Origin of the sequence: Aliidiomarina sp., assembly GCF_047920995.1 — a bacterium.
Taxonomy (GTDB): Bacteria; Pseudomonadota; Gammaproteobacteria; order Enterobacterales; family Alteromonadaceae; genus Aliidiomarina.
Window position 1 is genome coordinate 18,317 of the sequence record NZ_JBLRWZ010000014.1, and the last position, 21,941, is coordinate 40,257.

At 46.4% G+C, this 21,941-nt stretch carries 14 protein-coding genes; 8 read left to right on the plus strand and 6 right to left on the minus strand.

Annotated elements, in window-relative coordinates:
• Positions 1–67 precede the first annotated feature (67 nt).
• Positions 68–3,310 (plus strand): TonB-dependent receptor, encoded by a 3,243-nt coding sequence (locus tag ACNA7P_RS05420; RefSeq protein WP_416257597.1) that lies wholly within the window; start codon positions 68–70, stop codon positions 3,308–3,310.
• 146 nt (positions 3,311–3,456) lie between these two features.
• Here the strand turns inward: ACNA7P_RS05420 and ACNA7P_RS05425 are convergent, their stop codons facing one another.
• A complete protein-coding gene (locus tag ACNA7P_RS05425) occupies positions 3,457–4,062 on the minus strand; it encodes a DUF502 domain-containing protein (RefSeq protein ID WP_416257598.1) in 606 nt (201 codons plus the stop codon).
• A 66-nt stretch (positions 4,063–4,128) separates the two neighbouring features.
• Complete coding sequence (locus ACNA7P_RS05430; protein ID WP_416257599.1) at positions 4,129–4,554, minus strand: MAPEG family protein; 426 nt, start codon at positions 4,552–4,554, stop codon at positions 4,129–4,131.
• A 103-nt stretch (positions 4,555–4,657) separates the two neighbouring features.
• Between ACNA7P_RS05430 and ACNA7P_RS05435 the strand changes: the two genes are divergently transcribed.
• Positions 4,658–6,073 (plus strand): serine hydrolase, encoded by a 1,416-nt coding sequence (locus tag ACNA7P_RS05435; RefSeq protein WP_416257600.1) that lies wholly within the window; start codon positions 4,658–4,660, stop codon positions 6,071–6,073.
• Positions 6,074–6,124: 51 nt separating this feature from the next.
• Here ACNA7P_RS05435 and ACNA7P_RS05440 read toward each other — a convergent pair whose 3' ends face one another.
• Positions 6,125–6,835, minus strand: a complete 711-nt coding sequence (locus tag ACNA7P_RS05440) for a class I SAM-dependent methyltransferase (RefSeq protein WP_416257601.1) — start codon at positions 6,833–6,835, stop codon at positions 6,125–6,127.
• Between the two features lie 187 nt (positions 6,836–7,022).
• Between ACNA7P_RS05440 and ACNA7P_RS05445 the strand changes: the two genes are divergently transcribed.
• A complete protein-coding gene (locus tag ACNA7P_RS05445; RefSeq protein WP_416257602.1) occupies positions 7,023–10,442 on the plus strand; it encodes a PAS-domain containing protein in 3,420 nt (1,139 codons plus the stop codon).
• On the opposite strand, the gene ACNA7P_RS05450 is transcribed toward ACNA7P_RS05445, so the two are convergent.
• Positions 10,419–11,066, minus strand: a complete 648-nt coding sequence (locus ACNA7P_RS05450; RefSeq protein ID WP_416257603.1) for a response regulator — start codon at positions 11,064–11,066, stop codon at positions 10,419–10,421. The genes ACNA7P_RS05445 and ACNA7P_RS05450 overlap by 24 nt on opposite strands.
• A gap of 160 nt (positions 11,067–11,226) precedes the next feature.
• Entirely contained in the window at positions 11,227–13,524 is a 2,298-nt protein-coding gene (locus ACNA7P_RS05455) for a TonB-dependent receptor (protein ID WP_416257604.1), read from the minus strand.
• A gap of 197 nt (positions 13,525–13,721) precedes the next feature.
• Here ACNA7P_RS05455 and ACNA7P_RS05460 point away from each other — a divergent pair, with 197 nt between their 5' ends.
• The 5 genes from ACNA7P_RS05460 (at position 13,722) to ACNA7P_RS05480 (ending at position 20,717) form a co-directional block, all read left to right on the plus strand.
• A complete protein-coding gene (locus tag ACNA7P_RS05460; RefSeq protein ID WP_416257605.1) occupies positions 13,722–15,017 on the plus strand; it encodes a GntP family permease in 1,296 nt (431 codons plus the stop codon).
• A gap of 106 nt (positions 15,018–15,123) precedes the next feature.
• Positions 15,124–16,761: a long-chain fatty acid--CoA ligase gene (locus tag ACNA7P_RS05465; protein ID WP_416257606.1), complete on the plus strand. Its 1,638-nt coding sequence runs from the start codon at positions 15,124–15,126 to the stop codon at positions 16,759–16,761.
• Positions 16,762–16,855: 94 nt separating this feature from the next.
• Complete coding sequence (locus ACNA7P_RS05470) at positions 16,856–17,998, plus strand: E22 family MetX-like putative esterase (RefSeq protein WP_416257607.1); 1,143 nt, start codon at positions 16,856–16,858, stop codon at positions 17,996–17,998.
• 890 nt (positions 17,999–18,888) lie between these two features.
• On the plus strand, positions 18,889–19,830 hold the full coding sequence (locus ACNA7P_RS05475; RefSeq protein WP_416257608.1) for a hypothetical protein: 942 nt from the start codon (positions 18,889–18,891) through the stop codon (positions 19,828–19,830).
• Between the two features lie 218 nt (positions 19,831–20,048).
• The gene (locus ACNA7P_RS05480; protein WP_416257609.1) at positions 20,049–20,717 is read left to right on the plus strand and encodes a hypothetical protein; all 669 of its coding nucleotides are present in this window, start codon (positions 20,049–20,051) and stop codon (positions 20,715–20,717) included.
• On the opposite strand, the gene ACNA7P_RS05485 is transcribed toward ACNA7P_RS05480, so the two are convergent.
• On the minus strand, positions 20,616–21,833 hold the full coding sequence (locus ACNA7P_RS05485) for an NAD(P)/FAD-dependent oxidoreductase (RefSeq protein WP_416257610.1): 1,218 nt from the start codon (positions 21,831–21,833) through the stop codon (positions 20,616–20,618). The two genes, ACNA7P_RS05480 and ACNA7P_RS05485, sit on opposite strands and share 102 nt — an antisense overlap.
• Positions 21,834–21,941: the final 108 nt, after the last annotated feature.

The window sequence follows — 21,941 nt, forward strand, 5'->3', positions numbered from 1 at the left end:
CTTGATTATCGTAGCGCGACCAAGATTACTCAAAACTCTCACACACTAACTATGCAGGAAAATTGGCATGACTAAAACGACGAAACTGACTCGCATTGCTGCAGCAGTAGCGCTTACGTTAGGTATGTCTGGAATCGCAATCGCAGATACTTCATCTGCAATGCGTGGCCAGATTGTTGGTCCACAAGGCGAAGTAGTGGCCAATACTCGCGTTATCATCCAGCACGTTCCATCCGGTACTATTTCAACAGCAACAACCAACTCAGCGGGTGTATTTACCGCAACAGGTTTGCGCGTTGGTGGTCCTTACATTGTTATCATCGATTCAGATGTTTACGAAGGCAAAACTTTAGAAGATATCTTCTTGCAGTTAGGTGATGCTTATCGTTTGAATGCTCAACTTGATGAGCGTCGCGATAACATAGAGCGAATTACCGTAACGGGTCGCACAATCAATACTACTTCATTGCAAGCAGGCTCTTCGAGCACTTGGGGTGAAAGTGAAATTCGCAACATGCCAACTTTCGATCGTGATTTGAAAGATGTTGTACGGCAAAATCCATTAGCAACCGATTTAGGTGATGATAACCGTTCACTTACGGTTGGTGGTAATAACCCACGTTATAACAGTATCACTGTAGATGGCATCGGCCAGAACGATGATTTTGGTTTGAACTCTGGTGGCTATCCAACTAACCGTTCACCGGTATCTATTGATGCTATAGAGCAGGTATCAATCCAATCAGTTCCATTTAATGCACGTTATAGCGGCTTTACAGGCGCGCGTATCAACGCAGTAACTCGTTCTGGTACCAATGAATTCCGTGGTTCAGTATTTTATGAGTTCGCCAGCGATGATTTAGCTGGCAGTCCAAAAGCAAGCCGTTATACTCCAAATGCGGCGCGGCCGAACCTTGATTATAAAGAAGAAACCTATGGTTTCAGCCTTGGCGGGCCTATCCTTAAAGATCGATTATTCTTCTTTGTAAACTACGAAGAATATTCAGAGCCAACTTCAATTGCGCAAGGCCCGTTGGGCTCATCTGCTGTTGAAACAAAGAACATTGATCCTAGCGTAATTAACCGTATTCAGGGCATTGCTCGGGATGTTTACGGTGTTGATGCTGGTGATTGGAATGTGCAGCCGGATCAGCAAGATGAAAAAATCTTAGCAAAAATCGACTGGAACATTAATAACGACCACCGCTTATCGTTTACTTACCAAAGCGCTAAAGATGTTGCAGCCAACAATACAACTACCGGTGGCCTAACTAACTTAAACTTAAATTCTTACTGGTACACGCGTACCCAAGAAATGGATAACTTTGCACTACAAGTATATTCAGATTGGGCAAACAATTTCAGTACTGAATTTAAAGCCTCTGTTAAAGATGTAACAACTGGCCAGGATCCGTCATTAGGCCGTAACTTTGGCCAAGTGCAAGTTCGCTTCCTTGACGATGAGAACCCAGGCGGTAACGCTGGTCAAATTAACCTTGGTCCAGATCGTTCGCGCCATGCAAACCGTTTGGAAACTACTACTACAGAATTGCAGTTGCATGCTGAATACTTAATGAACGAGCATCAAATTCAGTTTGGTATCGAACATCAAGAAATTGACGTGTTTAACGTATTCGTACAAAACTCGTTGGGTAACTTCTTCTTCGATAGCATTGCCGATTTTGAGAATCGTTCTGCCTCACAAGTTCAGTATCAAAATGCGTTCACGAACAACTCAGATGATGGCGCGGCAGAATTTGCATACAGCAGCACCGCGTTGTACTTACAAGATACTTGGGATGTGAACTGGGATTTAACGCTAAGCTTCGGTTTACGCTATGAGCGCTTTAGCTCAAGCGATAGACCAGCGTTTAACCAAAACTTCGTGGATCGCTATGGTTTTGATAACACGAACAACATGGATGGGTTAGACCTGTGGCTACCACGCTTTAGCTTCAACTATGAGTACAACGATAACATCACTATTCGTGGTGGTGCCGGTATGTTCTCTGGTGGTCGTCCGAATGTGTGGATCTCTAATGCCTATACCAACGATGGTGTAACCATTGTTGCAGCGCCAAACCTAAACAACGTTGAAAATGTAGATATTAAGAGTGTTCCACAATCAATGCGCGATGCATTGCAAGCCGGTGATGGTAACACTACGCCAATCGATCCTAACTTCAAAATGCCATACGATACGCGTTACAGCTTAGCGCTTGATTATGCAGAGTTAGATTTAGGCCCGTTAGGTGAAGGGTGGTTTGCATCTGCGGAAGTAATTTACACCGAGAAAAACCGTGAAGTAGCGTGGACTAACCTAGCTAAAGCGGCACTACTCGACGATGCTGGCAACCAAGTTACTTCAGCTGGCGGTCGTCCATTGTATGTAAGCTGGGATCCATTAGCAGGCCCACGTCCTGATACCGTAGGTGGCTTTAATACCAATCGCTACGATATCTTGTTGAATAACGTTTCTGGTGGCCGTAGTATCGTGTCTACTTTCAGCGCTGGTAACACTTGGGATAACGGCTTGAGCTTGCGCCTTAGCTATACCAACCAAGACGTGAAAGATATCACTTCTGGTGGTTCATCTACTGCACACTCAAACTACAACTTCCAAACTGCGATCGATAAGAACAACCCTACTGTTGGTCGAGCTTCATATGAAATCGAGCACCGCTTTATGGCGTCAGTGAATTACTCGTATGAGCTGCGCCCGGGTTACCGTTCGAACTTCGCACTGTTCTGGGACCGTACTTCAGGCCGTCCATATAGCTACGCGCTTGATACCTTCCGTTTCCGTGGTTTTGGTGATGGCTCACAAAACAACTTGTGGTCTTCAAGCAACTATTTGCCGTACATTCCAAGTGGAGCAGATGATCCAAACGTACGTTATAGCGGTGGTTTAACCTACGCTGAGTTCTCTCAGTGGTTAGATGCAGCTAACCTAAGCCAGTTCGCTGGTGGTTATGCGGTGCGTAATGAAGGCAACCGTGGCCCTTGGAACACCAACCTAGATTTCCGCTTCGAGCAAGAAATTCCAGGTTTAATGGAAGGCCATAAAGGTGCGATTTACGTAGATATTCGTAACGTTTTAGAGATGGTTGGTATTAAGAACCAGCGCCACACTGTAAGCTTCTCAGATACTGGTGTTAACTTAGCTGCAGTGGCAGTTGATCCTGAAACTGGACAGTACATTTACAGTACACCTTTCGGTGGCTTCGATGAAACACCTGCGTCAGCAACTCGCTTCAATGCACGTGCTTCAACTTGGTCTGCTAAAATTGGTGTTCGTTACCAGTTCTAATCATCTGATAAGTTATCATTTGATTTAGTAAGTAAAGCAGAATTAAAAACCGGCAATTGCATAGCAATCGCCGGTTTTTTTTATGCCTAGATGTAAGCGCATTTCTAGATTAAACTGAGCATAAGGTTGCTGAAATTCTTATTGCCTTAGTTCTTTTTTGGCATGTTGGAAGAGCCCAAACCACCACTTAATACCAGCTGCAATGCTTCTGCTGGCTTCATATCAATATTCTTGGTGCACGAGCGCGGCACAATGATGGTATAGCCACCCACGTTATATGCCATAGGCAAAAATACCGCGATATGATCGTCTTCAATTAGCGACGACATACGGTCATTTTTTATCCCGCTCTTTTTGGTTACAATACCAATCAGTTCAACCTTAGATTGTGGGAGTTGAACGAGAACTACCGATTCATCAGCGAAATTCTTCCCCGACATCACATCTATTACATCTTGCATGATGCCGTAAATTTGCTTGGTGCCCGGAATTTTCATCATTACTTTGCCAGGTAAGCTCCACAACCAATCAAAGCTTTTCCACCGCGCGCTAAAGCCAATAAATACACAGAGTAAAATGAAGCAGATAATGGCCATGCCAGGAAGGTACCATTGGTTTGGTAACACTACTTCAAGCACCGGCGATAAACTTGATTCCACCGTTCTTAATAACCAGCGAATCAGTTCGATGGTAATAATCAATGGCAGTAGAATAGCTAAGCCTTTTAGTAGGCTACGAACAAATAGTTTCATGATCATTCCCTTTCGCAAACGATAAGGTGGTAACTGCACGCTCGCTTGAATACGAGCGTGTAGCCGCTAAACGATGATGGCAATGATGCCCAAAACAATAACGGCAACATTCGCTAGCCAACTTATCATAAAGAAGTAGCTGCGCGGGCTTGGGTTTTTATCTGTAGCAATACTATAGTAAAGGGCCATATGAGCAATGCGGCTTACTACCATAATCGCCAATAACCCCTGCAACCAAGCTGGATTGGCACCGGCCAAAATAGCGAAAATTGCGCCACCGACCATGGTGCTGGCGTTTTCTAGTGAGTTTTGGTGGGTACGCCAAGCCCGGAAGGCAAAGTGGGCGTGGCCAAATGCGCGCGGTGGCTGCCCGGGGATGGCACCGGGTTCCGAAGCTTTTGCATATGCGGCGATTAACCATTGCAGAATAATAACGGCTAATAAAATGCCAACCCAAAGTAAACTGGTTTGGTACATTGTTAAATCAAGCATAACTATCTCTCCAGATTAGGAATAAATTCAAAAATAACGCGTTTAAGCTATAGTGTTTGTTCATCACTGTAGAACAAACTACAGCATTCAGGGGAGAAAATAGATGAATAAAACAATAACTAAGCTTGGTTTTGGCGTTTTGTTAGTAAGTATTACTGCGTTAAGTGGTTGTTCGCAACCAGATAATGCGCAACTCATTCACGTAGAAGCCTCAGAGCAAATCACTGAAGCCTTACAGGCTCGGATTCAAGGTGACGCCTCTGGTGCGTGCCTAGCCGCGGCTCGTGTGAGCCGAACGGCAACGGGTGCTTTGCAAAGCGAGCGTGGTTTCTATTGTGCTGCCAGTGATGAACATGATGCAATCACACTCCCCAACGAACATTCGCGTTATGAGATAGGTTCAGTGTCGAAAGTAATGCTTGGCGGGGTTATTGCGCAACTGCAGGCAGAAGGGGTGCTACATCCAGATCAAACGCTTGCAGAATGGGCGCCCGAGGGTATAGAGGTGCCTCAAGTAGGCGAGCAGCCTATTCTATTGCGCCATATGCTTACCCATACCTCTGGCTTGCCGCGCTTGCCGATATTGTTGACTCCGGAAGATGTGAATGATCCCTATGCTGATTTTACGGCAGAAGCACTTTGGCAATCACTAGCGCAAGCGGAACTGGAGGGAGAGCCCGGCCTGCAGTTTGGTTATTCGAATTTTGCTTATATGCTACTTTCAATGATTGCCAGTGAAGCCAGCGGAAAAGTACTTGATGAGCTTTACGCTCAGTACCTTTATGAACCCTTGGGTATGAATACGGCTAGTTTTTCTGGCGAAACCATGCAGCCCCGCAGTGCTGATGGCAAGCCTGTGGTGAATTGGAACTTCCCAATGAACATGCAGGGTGTGGGCGGTGTGCGCGCAAGCCTTGTTGATATGGAAGCATGGTTGGCTGGGCACTTGGGCGCTGGGCCAGAATGGTTAGCAGCTGCTTTAGCAGTAAGCCAAGAGCCTTTGGCTCAAGTAGCTGAGGGTAAATATGGCTGGGGTTGGATGTACGCAACGGTGGGCGAACGTGAGTACCTAATGCATGGCGGCGGAACGATAGGTTTTACTACCGTTGTTGTGATCGATGCGGAGCAACAAACGGCGAGCGTAGTAATGAGCAATGCCGCGCTATATCAAACAGGAGATATTCAGCGTTTAGGCATTCATTTATTGGATGCAAATATCCCCCCTGGAACTCCTTATATCTTGGCAGCAATGCCAAGCACGGTTGCATTAGCCGATTACGAAGGGATTTATCCACTGTTCCCTGGCTTTTCCATTCGTGTTTTTGCAGAAGATGCTAAGTTAATGATTCAAGGAACGGGTCAGCCTGCCGCGGAGGTGTTTTACAAGGAAACAGACGTATTTGAAAACGCGATGTTTGGTGCGCGCTTTGTGTTTGAACGTAACGAAGAAGGCGAGGTAATAGCGCTTACGCTGTATCAAGCAGGCCAAGAACTACGCGGTGAACGCGAGGCGCCTTAACGTAATAAAAACCAAGCAGAACCGGTAAGCTGAATACAGGATCAACAAGGTTTAGATCAGCGGCTTGCGAAACACCGCAACATCTTGGTGTAGCTCAAGTAGTTCAATCTGCCAGTGCTTAGCAATATATGCAAAGCTTTGCTCGCTGAAAAACGTGATGTGAGTGGGGTCGAGAATATATTGCCATTGGGCAAAGGCGGTAATATCCCGAGGGCGCTGGGTCATGATCACTAACAACCCACCTTTATTCAGTAATGGCACAAGCTGATCCAGCGTTGCGCGGGGGTTTGCTAAATGCTCAAATACTTCGGTGCTGGTAATGAAATCATATTGTTGTTGCAAAAGCTCAGGATAATGGGCGTAATACAGATCATAATCCGCACATTGCATACCTGCCTCATTTAACATCAATGATAAGGTTGGCCCTGGGCCGCTCCCAAAATCTAGGCCATGTGAGCCCACTGGCATTAAGCGTAGAATCGGCTCTGCGGCTCTACTTAAAAACTTTCGGTAACCAGCATCACTAGGGTTATTCTCGTGCAAATCATAATGCGATTTTTCCGCGGTAGCGCTTAAATGGTAAAGGCTAGGTACAAATACCAGAGCGCAGTTAGGGCAACGTAAATGTACTCGACCAGCGAGCGGCTTGCGTTGCTCAGTATGCCAAACGTGAGGTGCGTGCTGGCTATCTTGCGCCGCGCAAAGAGGGCAAGATTGGGGGCTGCTATTAGTAAGCTTTGATTGTTGTTGCTGAGCGTTCATAGAATTCCAACTTACAGCTAAAATTACACTTCAATTTTGTGGCGCGATGCCCTAATGTAAAGCATACGCATAACGCATATCGAGTAATTAAATATACTAACAAAAATAAGCCTGTAGCACCTGCAGTTCGATTCGTGCAATTGCTATATGAGCACTCTAAACAACCTCAGCCGCAAAAGAGAATGATATGTTGCCAGCTTCCCTGGTTATCTTTATCGCGTTTTTATATTTGGCGCTGCTGTTTTTAATTGCCTCCCGAGGTGAGCGAAAGCAAAACAATACCCCCAAACCATGGCGTTATTCTTTGGTGCTGGGTGTGCATTGCACTACCTGGGCATTTTACGGCACGGTTACACAAGCGGCTCATTACGGTTGGTGGCTAGCGCCTACCTATCTTGGCGGCATTATCGTATTTTTGTTTGCTCATCGTTTCTTATTGAAGTTGCTTACCGTGGTAAAGCAGCAGAACTTAACCTCCATTGCCGATCTGCTCGGCTCCCGCTACGCGAAATCACAAACCATCGCCGTATGTGTAACCTTTATTGCATTTGTGGCCTTGGTTCCGTATATCGCCTTGCAATTACGCGCGGTGAGTGCGAGCTTTTCAGCAATTACCGGCCTTGATGCTACTCGTATTCCCTGGTTTACCGATGTAAGTGCTGGGGTTGCATTGGTAATGATGGTGTTTGCCATTTTGTTCGGCGCACGGCGCTTAAGCCTTGCGGAGAAACACCCAGGCTTAATGGATGCCGTGGCGTTTGAATCCATCGTGAAATTGGTAACTTTTAGCGCGGTAGGCCTGTTTTGTACCTATCAGCTTTTTGATGGCTTTGCCGATCTGTTTATTCAGGCAGCCGCCCAGCCTGCAACCCAAGCGATGCTTACCGGCGTACCCAATGGCACTTATATTTATATAACGCACATGCTACTTGGGGCGCTGGCGATGTTCTTGTTGCCGCGCCAGTTTCACGTGAACTTCGTTGAAAACACTAGCCCAGAAGAATTGAAAAAGGCGCGTTGGGCGTTTCCGCTGTATTTGTTTGCCATTAATTTTTTCATTCTACCGATTGCATTAGCGGCCATGTTACTCGTTCCGGAAAGCCGAGGTGAAGATATGCTAATGCTCGCGGTACCGGTGCTAATGAACCGCCCCGATATAAGCTTAATCGCCTTCATTGGTGGTTTAGCCGCCGCCACAAGCATGGTGATCATGGCTACATTAGCGCTCAGTATTATGATGTCGAATGATGTGTTTACCCCACTTTGGTTGCGTCTGCGCAAGGCAAAACAACAGGAGTTACAGCTTACTTCAAGTTCGGTACTTACCATTCGCAGGCTTACCATGGTGCTCATTATTGCGCTGGCTTATTGGTATCACCAAGCTACTGAAAGTGGCGTGCCATTAGTAAGTAATGGCTTGATAGCGATGGCGCTGCTGGCCCAGCTGGCGCCGGCTTTAGTGGGCGGAATGTATTGGCAGCGCAGCAGCCGTGTGGGAGCAATGGCCGGTATGGCTGCTGGTACCTTGATTTGGATAGTGATGTTATTACTGCCTTCGCTGAGTGCGCGCCAAGAAATTACTGATTTGGCGATTAGCCATGGTGTTTTAAGCAGTTTGGCGATGAATTTGCTGCTCTATATTCTCGGGTCCTTACTGTTTGCCGATAATGAAGCAGAGCAACAACACGCAGCGCGCTTTTTAAAGCCGGATAGTGAACACGCCGATACCGGTTCGAAGCGGCAAGTGAATTGGGGCCGTTTACGTTCGGTTTTAGCCCGCTTTATAGACGATAAAGATACGGCTCAGCTTGATCAGCGGTTGGGTTTAACGTTAGCGGCGGCGCCCGCGGAAGGGCTTGTTCCGCCGGGGCTATTACAACGTATTGAACGCGAGCTTGCTGGCGCAGTAGGTACTGCCGCCAGCCGTTTAATTCTGCATGGCCTAGCTCGCAGCTCTCCCGCTAATGTAGACGATATGGCGGATTGGGCAAGTGAAGCTTCTCGCATGTATCGCTTTAATCGAGAACTATTACAGGCGAGTGTGGAAAACATTCCCCAAGGCATCAGCGTGATTGATAAAGAGTTGCGCTTAGTGGCCTGGAATCGCCGCTATCTGGAGATTTTTAATTATCCTGAAGGCTTTATTCGTGCTGGCATGCCCGTGGTGGAATTACTACGTTACAACGCCAAACGAGGCTTGTTTGGTGAGCCTGATGCCGATATTCAGAAAGAAGTGCAAAAGCGCCTGAATTACTTGCGCCATGGTAGCAGTTATCGTTACCAACGCGAGCACAGCGGCCGGGTAATAGAGCTGCAAGGGAACCCAATGCCAGAGGGTGGCTTTGTTACTGCGTATACCGATATAACCGAGCTTGTGCATGCGCAGCAGCAATTGCACGAGATTAATGTTGGGCTGGAACAGCGTGTGGCCGATCGAACTCAGGCATTAAGTGAAGCAAATAGTGAGTTGGAAGTAGCCAAGCGAGTAGCGGAAGATGCCCACGTAAGCAAATCGCGGTTTTTTGCAGCGGCAGGCCATGATTTGATGCAGCCTTTTAATGCCGCATCACTGTTTTGCGAAATGTTGCGCGAGCGGCTGCGGTTAGCTGAACAGGCAGAAGAGTTTGCTTTGGCGAATCAATTGCAGCAATCATTGAGCAATGCCGAAGAGCTACTCACCATGTTGTTAGAAATGACCAAGTTGGAATCGGGCAATTTAAAGCCAGATATTCGCGATGTGCCGCTTGATGATATTTTGAAGCCGTTAGCGGAATCCTTTACCGTGTTGGCGCAAGAAAAGGGCCTACGGTTGCGAGTGCGCACCAGTGGCGTTCGGGTTACCACCGATAAGCGTTTGCTTTCACGTGTGATTCAAAACCTTATTTCTAATGCCATTCGATACACTGAAAATGGCCGAGTACTCTGTGGTATTCGGCGGCGCGGTAACAACCATGTAGAGCTACAAATTATTGATACTGGAGTAGGTATACCAGCCGATAAACGCGATGAAATATTCAAGGAGTTTCACCAACTTGATGGGGTTACCGAGAACCCAGGTTTGGGTTTGGGGCTCGCTATCGTAGAACGGATGTGCAGATTACTGGAAATACCCATTGCCTTGCACTCTGAGCTAGGCAAAGGCACCAGCTTTGGTATTTTATTGCCCGTGAGTGGCTGGGTGCAAGATGCTGCGTTTTCTGCGCCACCGATAACCGTGGGCAGCAATCAGCAAATTCTGCAGGGCGTACGGGTGTTATTATTGGATAATGATGAAGCCTTGCGCACCGCCATTTGCAAACAATTAGAAAGTTGGGGCGCCACGGTATTTTCATGCCACTCAATAAGCGAGGCCTTAGCCGTTGCTAGTAAACCCGATTTATTATTCGTAGATTATCATCTTGATAACGATGAGGTAGGGGTTACCGGTATTCTTCGGTTACGTGAACAATGGCAAGCAGAATTACCCGCCATTATTAGCACTGCCGATCCAGATGAGAGTATTCGTGAGCAGGTGGTAGAGATTCGCGCCGCGTTCTTACCAAAACCTTTAAAGCAGGCGGCGTTGTTGCGCTTACTGAAACGGTTACGCGTCGTTTTCAGCTTTTAGCATATCGTGGAAGATCACGCCGGCTTGGGTACGGTTGTACACGCCAAGCTTACGTAAAATTGCCGAAACATGCTGTTTTATCGTAGTTTCTTGCACATCCAATTCATATGCGATTTGCTTGTTCAGTAAGCCATCGGCAATGCACGCTAGCACTTTAAATTGTTGCGGCGTAAGTTGTTCCAATTTGCTGGCAAAATCTTGGCTTTCGGCGCTCGGTGGGCGGCTGAGTTCATCTTGCAAATGCTCGGGCAGCCAGCTATCACCAGCAAGCACGGCTTCTACAGCGGTAATTAGCATCGGTAACGGCGCTGATTTTGGCACATATGCGCTGGCGCCAAACGCCATAGCTCGGCGAATTACATCGGTGTTTTCATTGGCTGAAACGATTAAAATAAGCACATCGGGATATTGATTGCGAATCGCGGTGAGGCCAGTTAACCCCTTATTTCCCGGCATGTTTAAATCAAGGAACAACAGCTCTACTTGCCGCTCTTGGGCAAGTACTGTTTGTAATTCGGAGAAGTTTTCAGCTTCCAGCACATCGCTACCCAAAGGCGCAGCTAAGGCCTGCTTTAGGGCAGCACGAAACAGTGGATGATCATCGGCAATTATGGCTCTAGCCATGCTATTCGTCTTCTTCATTGGGCATGGAACCTTGTTGTACCTGATGCGCGGCAAGCCTGCAAGCCGCGCTTCAAAATTGGTAGAAAAAAGCCACCGCTATTTTGCAATAACGGTGGCAAAGGTGTACCAGAGAAAACTACCTTTAACGTTACTGCATTACTTAGAACCGGTACCCCACGGTAAGTGAAACGGTGCGTGGATCGCCGTAGTAACCAATTAGCGTGGTATCGCCGCCTAATCCAGGTAAGAATTCGCCAGGATTATTTGGATCAGGGCTGAGGAAAGCATAGTTACCTACAAGGTATTTCTCGTTGGTAAGGTTTTTCCCATGCAGCCCCACTCGCCATTGGCCATTCGCGCTATACCAGTTCACACCAAGGTTTAACAAACCATACGCATCTTGGGTGAGTAGGTTGTTTAGCTCGGTTAAACCATAACTGCTGCGATAGCTGTAGTTACCATTAAATACCAGATCGCCATTGGCAATGCGGAAATCATAACTAAAACCGATGTTCGCGGTAGTATCTGGCGTATTGGTAATCACGAACTGATCGGTAATATCAATTGGATTGCCTTGCGCATCAAAACTAGAAACGTTTTTGAAGCTGGCATCAATTAAACCAAGGTTACCGTAGATGGTTAAATCGTTGGTTGCGATCCAGGTAAACTCAAGCTCCAAACCAGTTGCATCTGATTGCCCCACGTTCGCTAAGCGCTGGTTCAATACTGTTGAATCGTTTGGATCTGGAATTACAGAAACATATTGGCGATTTTTATGATCAAGCATAAATGCAGTAGCATTCACACGTAAGCGATCAGTAATATCACTTTTCACACCAATTTCGTATGAATACACATCTTCTGGGTTTGCTGCTGGCTCTGCGGTTTCTGCACGGGGGTTAAAGGTTCCCGATTTAAAACCTTGGCCAAAGCTTGCATAGAACATGGTATCGCTGCTGTAACGGTACTCGGCACCTAAGCGCGGAGTAACCTTATTCCACGTTTTGCTATCATCTAACACTACTGGCGTACCAACTGATGGGTCGCGCACGTAGCCAGGAATCCAGCCTGATGCCGGATATACCGTATCGAAAATTAGGCCATTTCGAACCAATGCTTCTTTTTTATCGCGGGTGTAGCGCAAGCCAGCGGTGAAAGACCATTTATCATCCAGTTGATAAGTACCCTGGCCATATGCAGCAGTGCTAGTACTATTTGAGCAACCTGATACTTCACGAGTTAAGCCAGGAGTGCCAAATGCTGTTTGGCCGAGCACTTCAAGAATGGCATCAAAGGTACCGCACGAATCTGCATCGTAGTAATACAAGCCCGATACAAAACTTAAGTTATCTGAACGGTAGTTAAACTGAAACTCCTGAGTAAACCACTTATCATCATAAATTGCGGGCACATCAAAAATACGTAATGATGTATTATCAAAATCGATGTTCACCGGTGAGAAGTTTTCGCGATTCGCGGTGATGGAACGGAACTGCCATTCAGCATTTATTTCTTGCTCAATCGTTAAGCTTACGCCCTCTGTTTCTACGCGGTTTTCGGTAGGTAAACTGGTATAAGAATCGTAAATACTATCAGGTACTGGAGCATTAGTGAGAATGCTTGGTAATAAGCGATAGCCACCTTTAGAGTTGGATTTATCATCGGTTTTATCCCAAGCTAAACGTACAAATGTGGTATCTGATGGGGTCCATTCGAGAGTAGCCCGCATTGCTTGTACATCTTTGTTGTAATTTTCCCGGTCTTGGTTTGGTAGATCGCTAGTTAAGAACGTTCCGTAGCCATCCCGTTGCAGGTTGGCGTAACCAAAACCAAAGTACAGTGTGTTATCGATAATCGGTAATTCGCCCGTTACCTTTACATCACGCTGATCGTAACTACCCACAGTGCCTGAAATGGAAAATTCGCGATCACCCGACATGCGGCGGGTTACATATTTTACTGCCCCACCAATGGTGTTCTTGCCATACAGCGTGCCCTGTGGGCCTCGTAATACTTCGATACGCTCTACGTTTAAGATATCAAGTACTGCACCTTGTGGGCGGGCAACGTAGATATCGTCAATGTAAATACCCACACCAGGCTCATAACCCCACAGCGGATCTTCTTGGCCAACGCCACGAATAAATGCCGTAATGGTGGAGTTCGTTGCGCGGCTCGTTTGCAAGGTTGTGTTGGGCGAGAATTGTGCAACTTCAAGAATGTTGGAAATACCCCGCTCAAGTAATTGCGCCTCGCTAATAGAAGTTACCGCAACCGGAACTTCTTGTAGGTTTTCTGCAGTACGGCGGGCAGTAACTTCAATACGTTCTAGGCGTGTTGCTTGTTCTTCTTCGGCTGTATCTTGAGCAAGTACTGGCGCGCTGAGCCCCAGAATTGCACTTGATACTGCTACAGCACAAAGGCTGCGGCGAAATGATGTACGATTAAATGTTGTCATTGTTATTCCCCCAAGGGTGTGCCCTTTTTGGACGTTATTTTTTGTTACGGATGCAACATTAGCTTAAGTTGAAGAATTTGTGACCTGTACCATAGTACAGTATGGAAACTGAGCATCTTGGACAACAATACGAACATCAACAAAATCGAGAATAATAACCAGTGTTCACACTGGGTAAATAAGAAAAAGAGGTTTTTATGCTAAGTATGATTGGCTTAGTTGGGGGCTTGGTGCTGCTTATCCTGCTTACCTTGCGTGGTTGGAATTTGTTCATCAGCGCGCCGATCTGTGCACTGATTGTGGCCCTATGTAGCGGTATTCCTGTATTTCTTGGCGATGTTAACTTCGTAGAAAACTACATGAACGGCTTCTCTGGCTTTGTGGCCTCGTGGTTCTTTATGTTCTTGCTCGGCTCTATCTTCGGCAAGTTCATGGAAGATACGGGCGCCGCCGATAGTGTTGCTGAATTCATTATTAACAAGCTCGGCAAGAAGCAGGCGGTGTTAGCCGTAGTTATGGCCTGTGCCATTCTTACTTATGGCGGTGTAAGTGTTTTCGTGGTGGCATTTTCTGTTTACCCAATGGCATTAAGTTTGTTTAAAGATGCCAATTTACCACGCCGCTTTATTCCTGCAGCACTGGCATTCGGCTCGGTAACTTTCACGATGACCTCGGCCGGTTCGCCGGAAATTCAAAACTGGATTCCCATTCAGTACTTAGGCACTTCACCTTATGCAGCGTGGGAAGTGAGCTTGGTAGTGGCGGTAATTATGGCCATTATTGGCTACTGGTGGTTAATGAAGATTATTAACAAAGCGGTAGCACGCGGTGAGCATTTTGTTGAGCGGGCCAGCGATCCGCAGCTGGTAGATCGCCGCCGGCCGCACCCGATTACGGGCTTAATTCCGTTAATTGTGGTGCTGAGTTTATCGTTTATGTTTCATGAAAAATACTCGCAAATGGCACTGATTATTGCCTTAACAGGCGGCGTGCTTGCCATCATGATTATTAACTTTAAATACTTTAATGATATGCAAAATGCGCTGGCGCAAGCTACTACTGGCGCCTTAGTAGCGATTGGTAATACCGCTGCGGTAGTTGGTTTTGGTGCAGTAGCGCGAGTAACGCCAGCTTTTGAGCAAGCGGTAGTGGCCATGACATCGCTACCGGGCAACGAGCTTGTGGGTGCCGCGGTAGCCGTAAGCGTGATTGCCGGGTTAACCGGCTCAGCATCCGGTGGCCAAGTAATTGCGTTACCCGAAGTAGGGCCACATTACCTAGCCGCAGGAGTAAGCCCAGACCAACTGCATCGGGTGGTATCTATTTCTTCGGGTGCTCTCGATTCGTTGCCACATAACGGCTACGTAGTAACTACCATTCGCGGCATTTGTAATGAAACGCATAAAGATGCGTATTGGGCTGTGGGTGCGGTTACCGTGGTAGTACCGGTAATTGGTTTAAGCATAGCGATATTGTTGTTTAACCTGTTTTAAGTGCGGGAATGCTGGGCTTCTGCAGCGCAGCACGTAGCAATGTTGTAGGCACTTAGTGAGTAACGATGCAGTTGAGCTGTATAGTAAGAACATGAGGTAGATAGGTATGCACGGCAATATGATGAACACCCAGCTTTTGGTGATCGATTTACTTGATTACGCTCGGCAGCAGTTTCCCCATCAGGAAATTGTGAGCCAACGTTTAGAGGGTGATATCCATCGCTATACCTATCGTGATGCGTGGCAGCGTAGCTGTCGCTTAGCGCATGCGCTCGAGCAGCTAGGTGTGGGTGTGAATGATTGCATTGCTTCCATGGCGTGGAATACTTACCGACACCTTGAATTGTATTACGCCGTTTCAGGCATCGGCGCAGTATTGCACACGGTAAATCCACGGTTATTTGCAGACCAGGTGGAATACATCATCAACCATGCAGAAGATAAGTATGTGTTTGTTGATTTAGGCTTTTTGGCCATGCTAGAAGAAATTCAGCCGCGTTTACCCACGGTTAAAGGCTTTATTGTGCTTACCGATGCAGAGCACATGCCAGAAACCTCGCTTACTAATGTGTATTGTTATGAAACCCTATTAGCCGCAGTGGGTGATGAAGGAGATACGTACCTGTGGCCGCGGTTTGATGAAAATCAAGCGGCCTCGTTGTGCTACACCTCGGGTACTACCGGAAACCCGAAAGGTGTGCTGTATTCGCACCGCGCCATGGTGTTACATGCGCAAGCAACGGTGTCTCCAGCGTTACTCGATTTGCGTGCCAATACGGTATTGATGCCAATGGTAGCTATGTATCATGCTGGCGCATGGGGTGCGCCTTACGCAGCGCCATTGGCTGGTTGTAAGCTGGTGCTGCCTGGCAGTGGTATGAGCGGTGCCGCCATGTGGCAATTAATTGAACAAGAACAAGTAAATGTTGGCTTGGGCGTACCCACGATTTGGCTAACCCTACATAATTATTTGCAAGAGCAAGGGATAAGTAAAGTACCGCTTGAGCGTGTGTGTGTAGGTGGTGCAGCATCCCCGATTGGGATGGTACGTACGTATCAAGAACGGTATGGCGTATATTGGCAACCCATTTGGGGAATGACCGAAACGGGCCCTCTTGCCACGAGCTTACCGCCAACGCCAGCGATTATGCAGCTGCCGCTAGAGCAGCGCTATGCATTACAAACAACGGCGGGCAGAGCGGCATTTGGTGTGGAAATGGACATATTTGCTGCTGACGATAGTTTGGTAGCCCATGATGGCGAAAGCTCGGGCGAACTGCGCGTGCGTGGGCCATGGATTTGTAGCCAATACTATAAGAATGATGATCTCAGTAGTTTTCCCGATGGTTGGTTAGCCACCGGTGATATTGCCGTAATTGATCATGAAGGATACATGCGGGTAGTAGACCGCAAGAAAGATGTTATTAAAAGTGGTGGTGAATGGATAAGCTCGCTGGAAATTGAAAATATTGTGAGCTTACACTCGGCCGTAAATGAATGCGCGGTGGTGGGAGTAAAGCATCCGAAATGGGATGAACGGCCACTGTTACTGGTAGTTTTGAACAAAGGGATGCAGGCTAGCGAAACCGATATTTTGCAGTATTTAAGTGGCAAGATTGCGAAATGGTGGACGCCTGATGCCGTTGAATTTGTGCATGAGTTGCCGAAAACAGGAACGGGCAAAGTGCGTAAGAATGAATTGCGCGATGCTTACATTAATTATCTAGAAGAACGAGGGGTATAAAATGCAGCGTTATTTGCAATCGCGATATGCGAGCGTTTTAAGGGTTATTAAATATCAACACGCTGTTACTGCGGCTCTCATCATTTGCATTAGTATGTTTGTGGTAAGTTTAACGGCACAAGCTGCTGAACTGCCATTGGTTGAAAAACAAGAGTTTCAAACGAGCAACTTTACAACCTATGGTGGTGAAATCATTCCAGAGGTAAGGGTAGGCTGGGAAGCTTATGGCGAATTGAATGAAGCCAAAGATAATGCCATTTTAATTGCCCACTTTTTTTCTGGCAATAGCCATGCAGCTGGCCGATACAGTGCGGAGGATGCCCAACCAGGGTATTGGAACGCAATTATTGGCCCGGGCAAAGCCATAGATACCAACAAATTCTATGTGATCAGTGTTGATACGTTGGTAAATCAAGAGCCAACCAACCCAAATGTAATTACTACCGGCCCCGCAACCATTAACCCAGAAACTGGCAAGCCATGGGGGCTAGATTTCCCGGTGGTTACCATTCGTGATTTTGTGAATGTGCAAAAGTTGGTTATTGATTCTTTAGGAATCGAGAAGCTGCATGCCGTGATAGGTGCTTCAATGGGCTCTTTACAAGCATTGGATTGGGCGGCGGCATACCCAGATCGTGTAGCGCGGATGATTTCGGTAATTGGGATGGGTGAAGCCGATCCATGGACTATTGCCAGCTTGCAGCAATGGGCTAACCCAATTGTGCATGACCCGAATTGGAATGATGGTAATTATTACGATGGTGAAGCGCCTAATGCAGGGCTTGAACAAACATTAGGCATGATTACCTTAACCGCAATGCACCCGCTAATTATTAACCAACTGTATGCCGATAGCTCGGCGCGAGAGGAAGCGCCTTTGCGCGATATACGTAGTAATTTTATGGTGGTTGAGCAACTCCAGGCAGCAGCGAAGCTGCGTGCAACATACGCTGATGCCAATCATATCTTGTATTTAGTGCGGGCCAACCAGCTATTTATGGCGGGATATGCGGAAAACCTTGAAAAGGGCTTAGAAAGCGTAACCGCAAAAACCCTGTTTTTGCCAGCAACCAACGATCTATTGTTACAACCGTACCTAGCTAAGCGTGCGCATAATGTATTGTTAGCTCATGGGGTAGATAGTGAATACGCAGAAATAGAAGGGCCATGGGGGCATTTAGATGGTGTGTTTAATATTCAATTACAGGCTGATTTGATTCAGGAATTTCTCAATTAAACTACAGTTATAAGCTGTTGAAATATGTAGGCGTACTGCAAAGCCCAGATTTTATCTGGGCTTTGGTCTTATTAGGGAACCTTAATGTTAACATTTTGTAACACTTTATGAGTTCCTCATTAGCAACCACGATGGTAACCTTAGCTTATAAGTTAAAGAGTACAAATTAACGAATTTACAAATCGATAAAAACAGAAGTTTAGCGCACATGGATGTGTGCACCTCCTCCTCACCGCCGATGGTAGTGATAAGCATATCACAAACCGAGCTAACCAAGATGCTACACGTAACAAATTCATGGAATGGATAAGGAAGAATAGGAATGCTCCGGGAGAGCTTATCGAAAGGATTTCGATGACCTCAAGGATGAGGTCACCCACTTCTCTCTCACGAATACTCATTGGTTATACACCGCTCCGTTTATTAAGCTCAGCTGCATTGCAAGAACGCGTTCAGCACTTTTCTAACGTTACCCTTATTCCAGCTGCAAGTACCCTCATTACGTGAACCTATGGCCAAATTACGCGAACGTTTAAAACAAGAGAACGCTGAGCATATCACCTTAGGTTGGCGCTAAGGCGTTCATCCCCCATAAAAAAATAGAGCGATAAATGAACAATTCAAACGCCAGCTTGGGCACGCAAGTGCTCAGAAAGCGCGTTATGAATACTTTCATATAGCAATCATAATATTAAAAATATTCCATTTAAAACAATGCATTACGTTATTATGAGGATCGTCAGATATATGCATTCCACCACCCATCGCCTATATTTTAACCACTCGCAACCATGTTGTGCGTAGAGTAGGTTTCTGTTCTAAGAATGTAAGCAGTATCTAGCAGAATTGATGCAACTTTTATCAAAGCAGTTTCCGCTAAGGTGGATGAAATGAAACATGTAAGTATGTGGTTAGCTGGCTTTGTGATGCTATTTAGTGCAATGGCATTAACAAATGCAAATGCAGCAGAGCAATGTGAAACATTAATTGCCGGGCAAAATTATGATGCAGGAACCCTGTGTGTAAGTAACGACACGGATACAATCACAATTTCCGTTACCACCCAAGATGGATGGACGATGGGCGAAACGCAGTTGGCGTTAGGAACATCATTCGATGATATTCCCACCAATCGCCCAGGCAACCCTATGATAGGGCAGTTTTCGTATAAAGAGTATGTAGATGGCACTTCTTTAATCTACGTTTTTGATCTCGCGGATTTCGATGCTACCTGTGATTCGAATTTCTATATCGCTTTTCACGCGGTAGTGAGTAACGGCGATCAAATAGAAACAGCATGGGCTGATGGCGATCGGTTTACCCAACGTGGCGGCTGGGCAACCTACTTCCAATACCAAGCTGTTTGCCCCGGCAACGGTGGTGATGATCCTGTGGTGTGTACAGGCGAAGATACAGGCTATGCATTTGGCAATGTAACGCTAGATAGCTTTGCTGGCGTAAGCCGTTGGGGTTGGGCAATCGAAGGTATCGAACGTGGTACTGAGAATGCTACCGCCACGGTATGGGCAGGCGCCGGACAAAATGATCTTTCGAAAGGACACGAAGCTGGCGAGATCTCATATACATTTGATGAAAATGGCTGGTTAAATGTTGATGCGTATGCAAACCCTGGTTATGTGTTTGCTGCAATTCATCTGTTTGCTGGCGAAGGCTATCCAGAGAATGTTGTTGCCAATGGCGGCTTCCCTTATCGCCTGAACGAAAGTGAAGATAACGATAATCTCGTTACTTATGCGAACTACTACGAGCAGATTGAAGGTGACGTAATCAATATGATTGTGCACTTTGAAGTGAAATTCAACTGCGAATAGCGGATAAGTGTAGCCAATATGAAAAGCGCCGCACATTTTACTCAGGTAAAGGTGCGGCGCTTTTATATGTAGAATATCAGTATGTTGTAGTTGGTCATACAGCATGTTTTCACAATTTGCTATTTTTTTGAGGGGATGTTAGAAAAGTATTTGGTGTTGCTAAAGTAGCACTCATCTAGGGTTTAGATGTTCAATCAAAGTGTAAAAGGAATTAACCAATGTTCAAGTCGATAATAGGAATAACCGCACTCGCAATTTTCTCATGCTTTATTAGCTTTGCCGGAATAGCTGAAACAGAGCAAAAGAAAATAAACCCAATTGCTGAAGCGATGCGAGTGTCCGCACATTCACTGGCAATGAATAACGCTGAATTAAACCGCGCGTTCCTCGTTATAGTCAAATTTCAAGCGGGTATGCTCCCCCTCCCAGAGCTTGATGCTTTATCCGATCGCGAAATTCTAAGTGAAATTGATTTTTACACTAAACCTTATGCAGAAATAACAGATGAATCCATGGCGATTATATGGAAGCGGTACGAAATAGAGACAGCGATGCTAGCGAAAGAAGCCGATGTTGAACTATCCAAGTTTGCACCTTTTTATCGGGCATTTATTAGAACATTCGAAAGTGGTAAAAGGCTTCTCGATTATCAGATAGCTCAGAGCAACTCAGATGCAACCGGCTCGTACTCCGCTTTCAATGTCGGCTTTGGCAGTGACGACGTCGAATGCACCGCATCATGCGAAGCTCTCCGAGTTGAAGATATAGAAAGCTATGAAGCGCTACTAGAGATTCTGGAAGATATGCGGAATCGATTCGCCACATACCCAACCGCTACTCCACGCCCACTGGAAGTTATAGCCACCAAGCCAGCCAGTTACATCTAGCACTTCGCCTATGAAGTACAGGCCTGGTTGCAGCTTACTTTCCATAGTTTTTGAGCTTACTTGGTTTACATCAATACCACCAATGGTTACTTCGGCGGTGCGATACCCTTCGGTACCATTCGGCTTTATTGGCCATGCGAAAATTAGCCCGGCAACACGTTCAAGTTCGCTGTTGCTGATATCCGCTAGGTTTTTCGTTGGCCACTGGCCGTGAGCTGCCAGTGTTTGCACCATACGCTTGGGCAGATATTTGCTGAATAAAGCAATTAAGGAGCTACGCGGCTGTTGTTGCTTAGCTTGCTTAATTAGGGCGTGAGCGTCTTCGTTAGGTAGTAGATTTACCTGTAAGGTTTCCCCAGGGTACCAATAGGAAGACATCTGCAGCATGGCGGGCCCGCTTAATCCGCGGTGGGTAAACAACATGGCTTCTTTAAAGCTGGCGCGTTGATTACTGGCTACTACATCGGCCGCAACGCCGGATAAATCAGCGAGTGCGGCTTTATCGGTATCCTGCAATGTAAATGGAACTAAACCAGCACGCACTGGCTTGATGGTATGGCCAAATTGCTCTGCTACTTTATAACCAAATGGGGTAGCGCCAAGTTTCGGCATTGATAATCCGCCGCAGGCAATTACCAAGTTCGTTGTTGTAAACTCACCGGCACTGGTATTTACATGATAAATACCGTTGTGCTCGGCAACGGTAATTATTTCGGTGCGAAGCTTAACCTGCGCGCCGGCACCTTGGCATTCTTTGAGGAGCATTCGCACAATATCTTTCGCCGAATCATTGCAAAATAGTTGGCCGAGTGATTTTTCATGCCATGCAATACCGTGCTTTTCTACCATGGCCAAAAAATCCCACTGGGTGTAACGGCTTAAAGCAGATTTACAAAAGTGCGGATTATCGGAAAGAAAATTTTCTGGTGCAGTGTACATATTGGTGAAGTTGCAACGGCCACCACCTGAAATGAGAATCTTTTTACCTGCTTGTTTGGCGTGTTCGAGCACCGCTACCGATAAACCGCGCTTGGCGGCAGTAGCCGCGCACATTAGGCCAGCGGCACCGGCACCAATAACAACGGTATCAAACGTAGAGAGTTCTGTTGCGGGCATCTTCGAACGTTCCAAAAGCACATGCAATGCTGTGTTATGGCTATCATCAACATATCTTGTTACATATCAACTATGCATTCAGCGAATGATTTGCCTATTATTAGAGCA

Excerpts from the sequence above, each read along its gene's own strand:
- ACNA7P_RS05420 (WP_416257597.1), top strand. The coding sequence starts at position 68 with ATGACTAAAACGACGAAACTGACTCGCATTGCTGCAGCAGTAGCGCTT.
- ACNA7P_RS05425 (WP_416257598.1), bottom strand. The coding sequence starts at position 4,062 with ATGAAACTATTTGTTCGTAGCCTACTAAAAGGCTTAGCTATTCTACTG.
- ACNA7P_RS05430 (WP_416257599.1), bottom strand. The coding sequence starts at position 4,554 with ATGCTTGATTTAACAATGTACCAAACCAGTTTACTTTGGGTTGGCATT.
- ACNA7P_RS05435 (WP_416257600.1), top strand. The coding sequence starts at position 4,658 with ATGAATAAAACAATAACTAAGCTTGGTTTTGGCGTTTTGTTAGTAAGT.
- ACNA7P_RS05440 (WP_416257601.1), bottom strand. The coding sequence starts at position 6,835 with ATGAACGCTCAGCAACAACAATCAAAGCTTACTAATAGCAGCCCCCAA.
- ACNA7P_RS05445 (WP_416257602.1), top strand. The coding sequence starts at position 7,023 with ATGTTGCCAGCTTCCCTGGTTATCTTTATCGCGTTTTTATATTTGGCG.
- ACNA7P_RS05450 (WP_416257603.1), bottom strand. The coding sequence starts at position 11,066 with ATGGCTAGAGCCATAATTGCCGATGATCATCCACTGTTTCGTGCTGCC.
- ACNA7P_RS05455 (WP_416257604.1), bottom strand. The coding sequence starts at position 13,524 with ATGACAACATTTAATCGTACATCATTTCGCCGCAGCCTTTGTGCTGTA.
- ACNA7P_RS05460 (WP_416257605.1), top strand. The coding sequence starts at position 13,722 with ATGCTAAGTATGATTGGCTTAGTTGGGGGCTTGGTGCTGCTTATCCTG.
- ACNA7P_RS05465 (WP_416257606.1), top strand. The coding sequence starts at position 15,124 with ATGCACGGCAATATGATGAACACCCAGCTTTTGGTGATCGATTTACTT.
- ACNA7P_RS05470 (WP_416257607.1), top strand. The coding sequence starts at position 16,856 with ATGTTTGTGGTAAGTTTAACGGCACAAGCTGCTGAACTGCCATTGGTT.
- ACNA7P_RS05475 (WP_416257608.1), top strand. The coding sequence starts at position 18,889 with ATGAAACATGTAAGTATGTGGTTAGCTGGCTTTGTGATGCTATTTAGT.
- ACNA7P_RS05480 (WP_416257609.1), top strand. The coding sequence starts at position 20,049 with ATGTTCAAGTCGATAATAGGAATAACCGCACTCGCAATTTTCTCATGC.
- ACNA7P_RS05485 (WP_416257610.1), bottom strand. The coding sequence starts at position 21,833 with ATGCCCGCAACAGAACTCTCTACGTTTGATACCGTTGTTATTGGTGCC.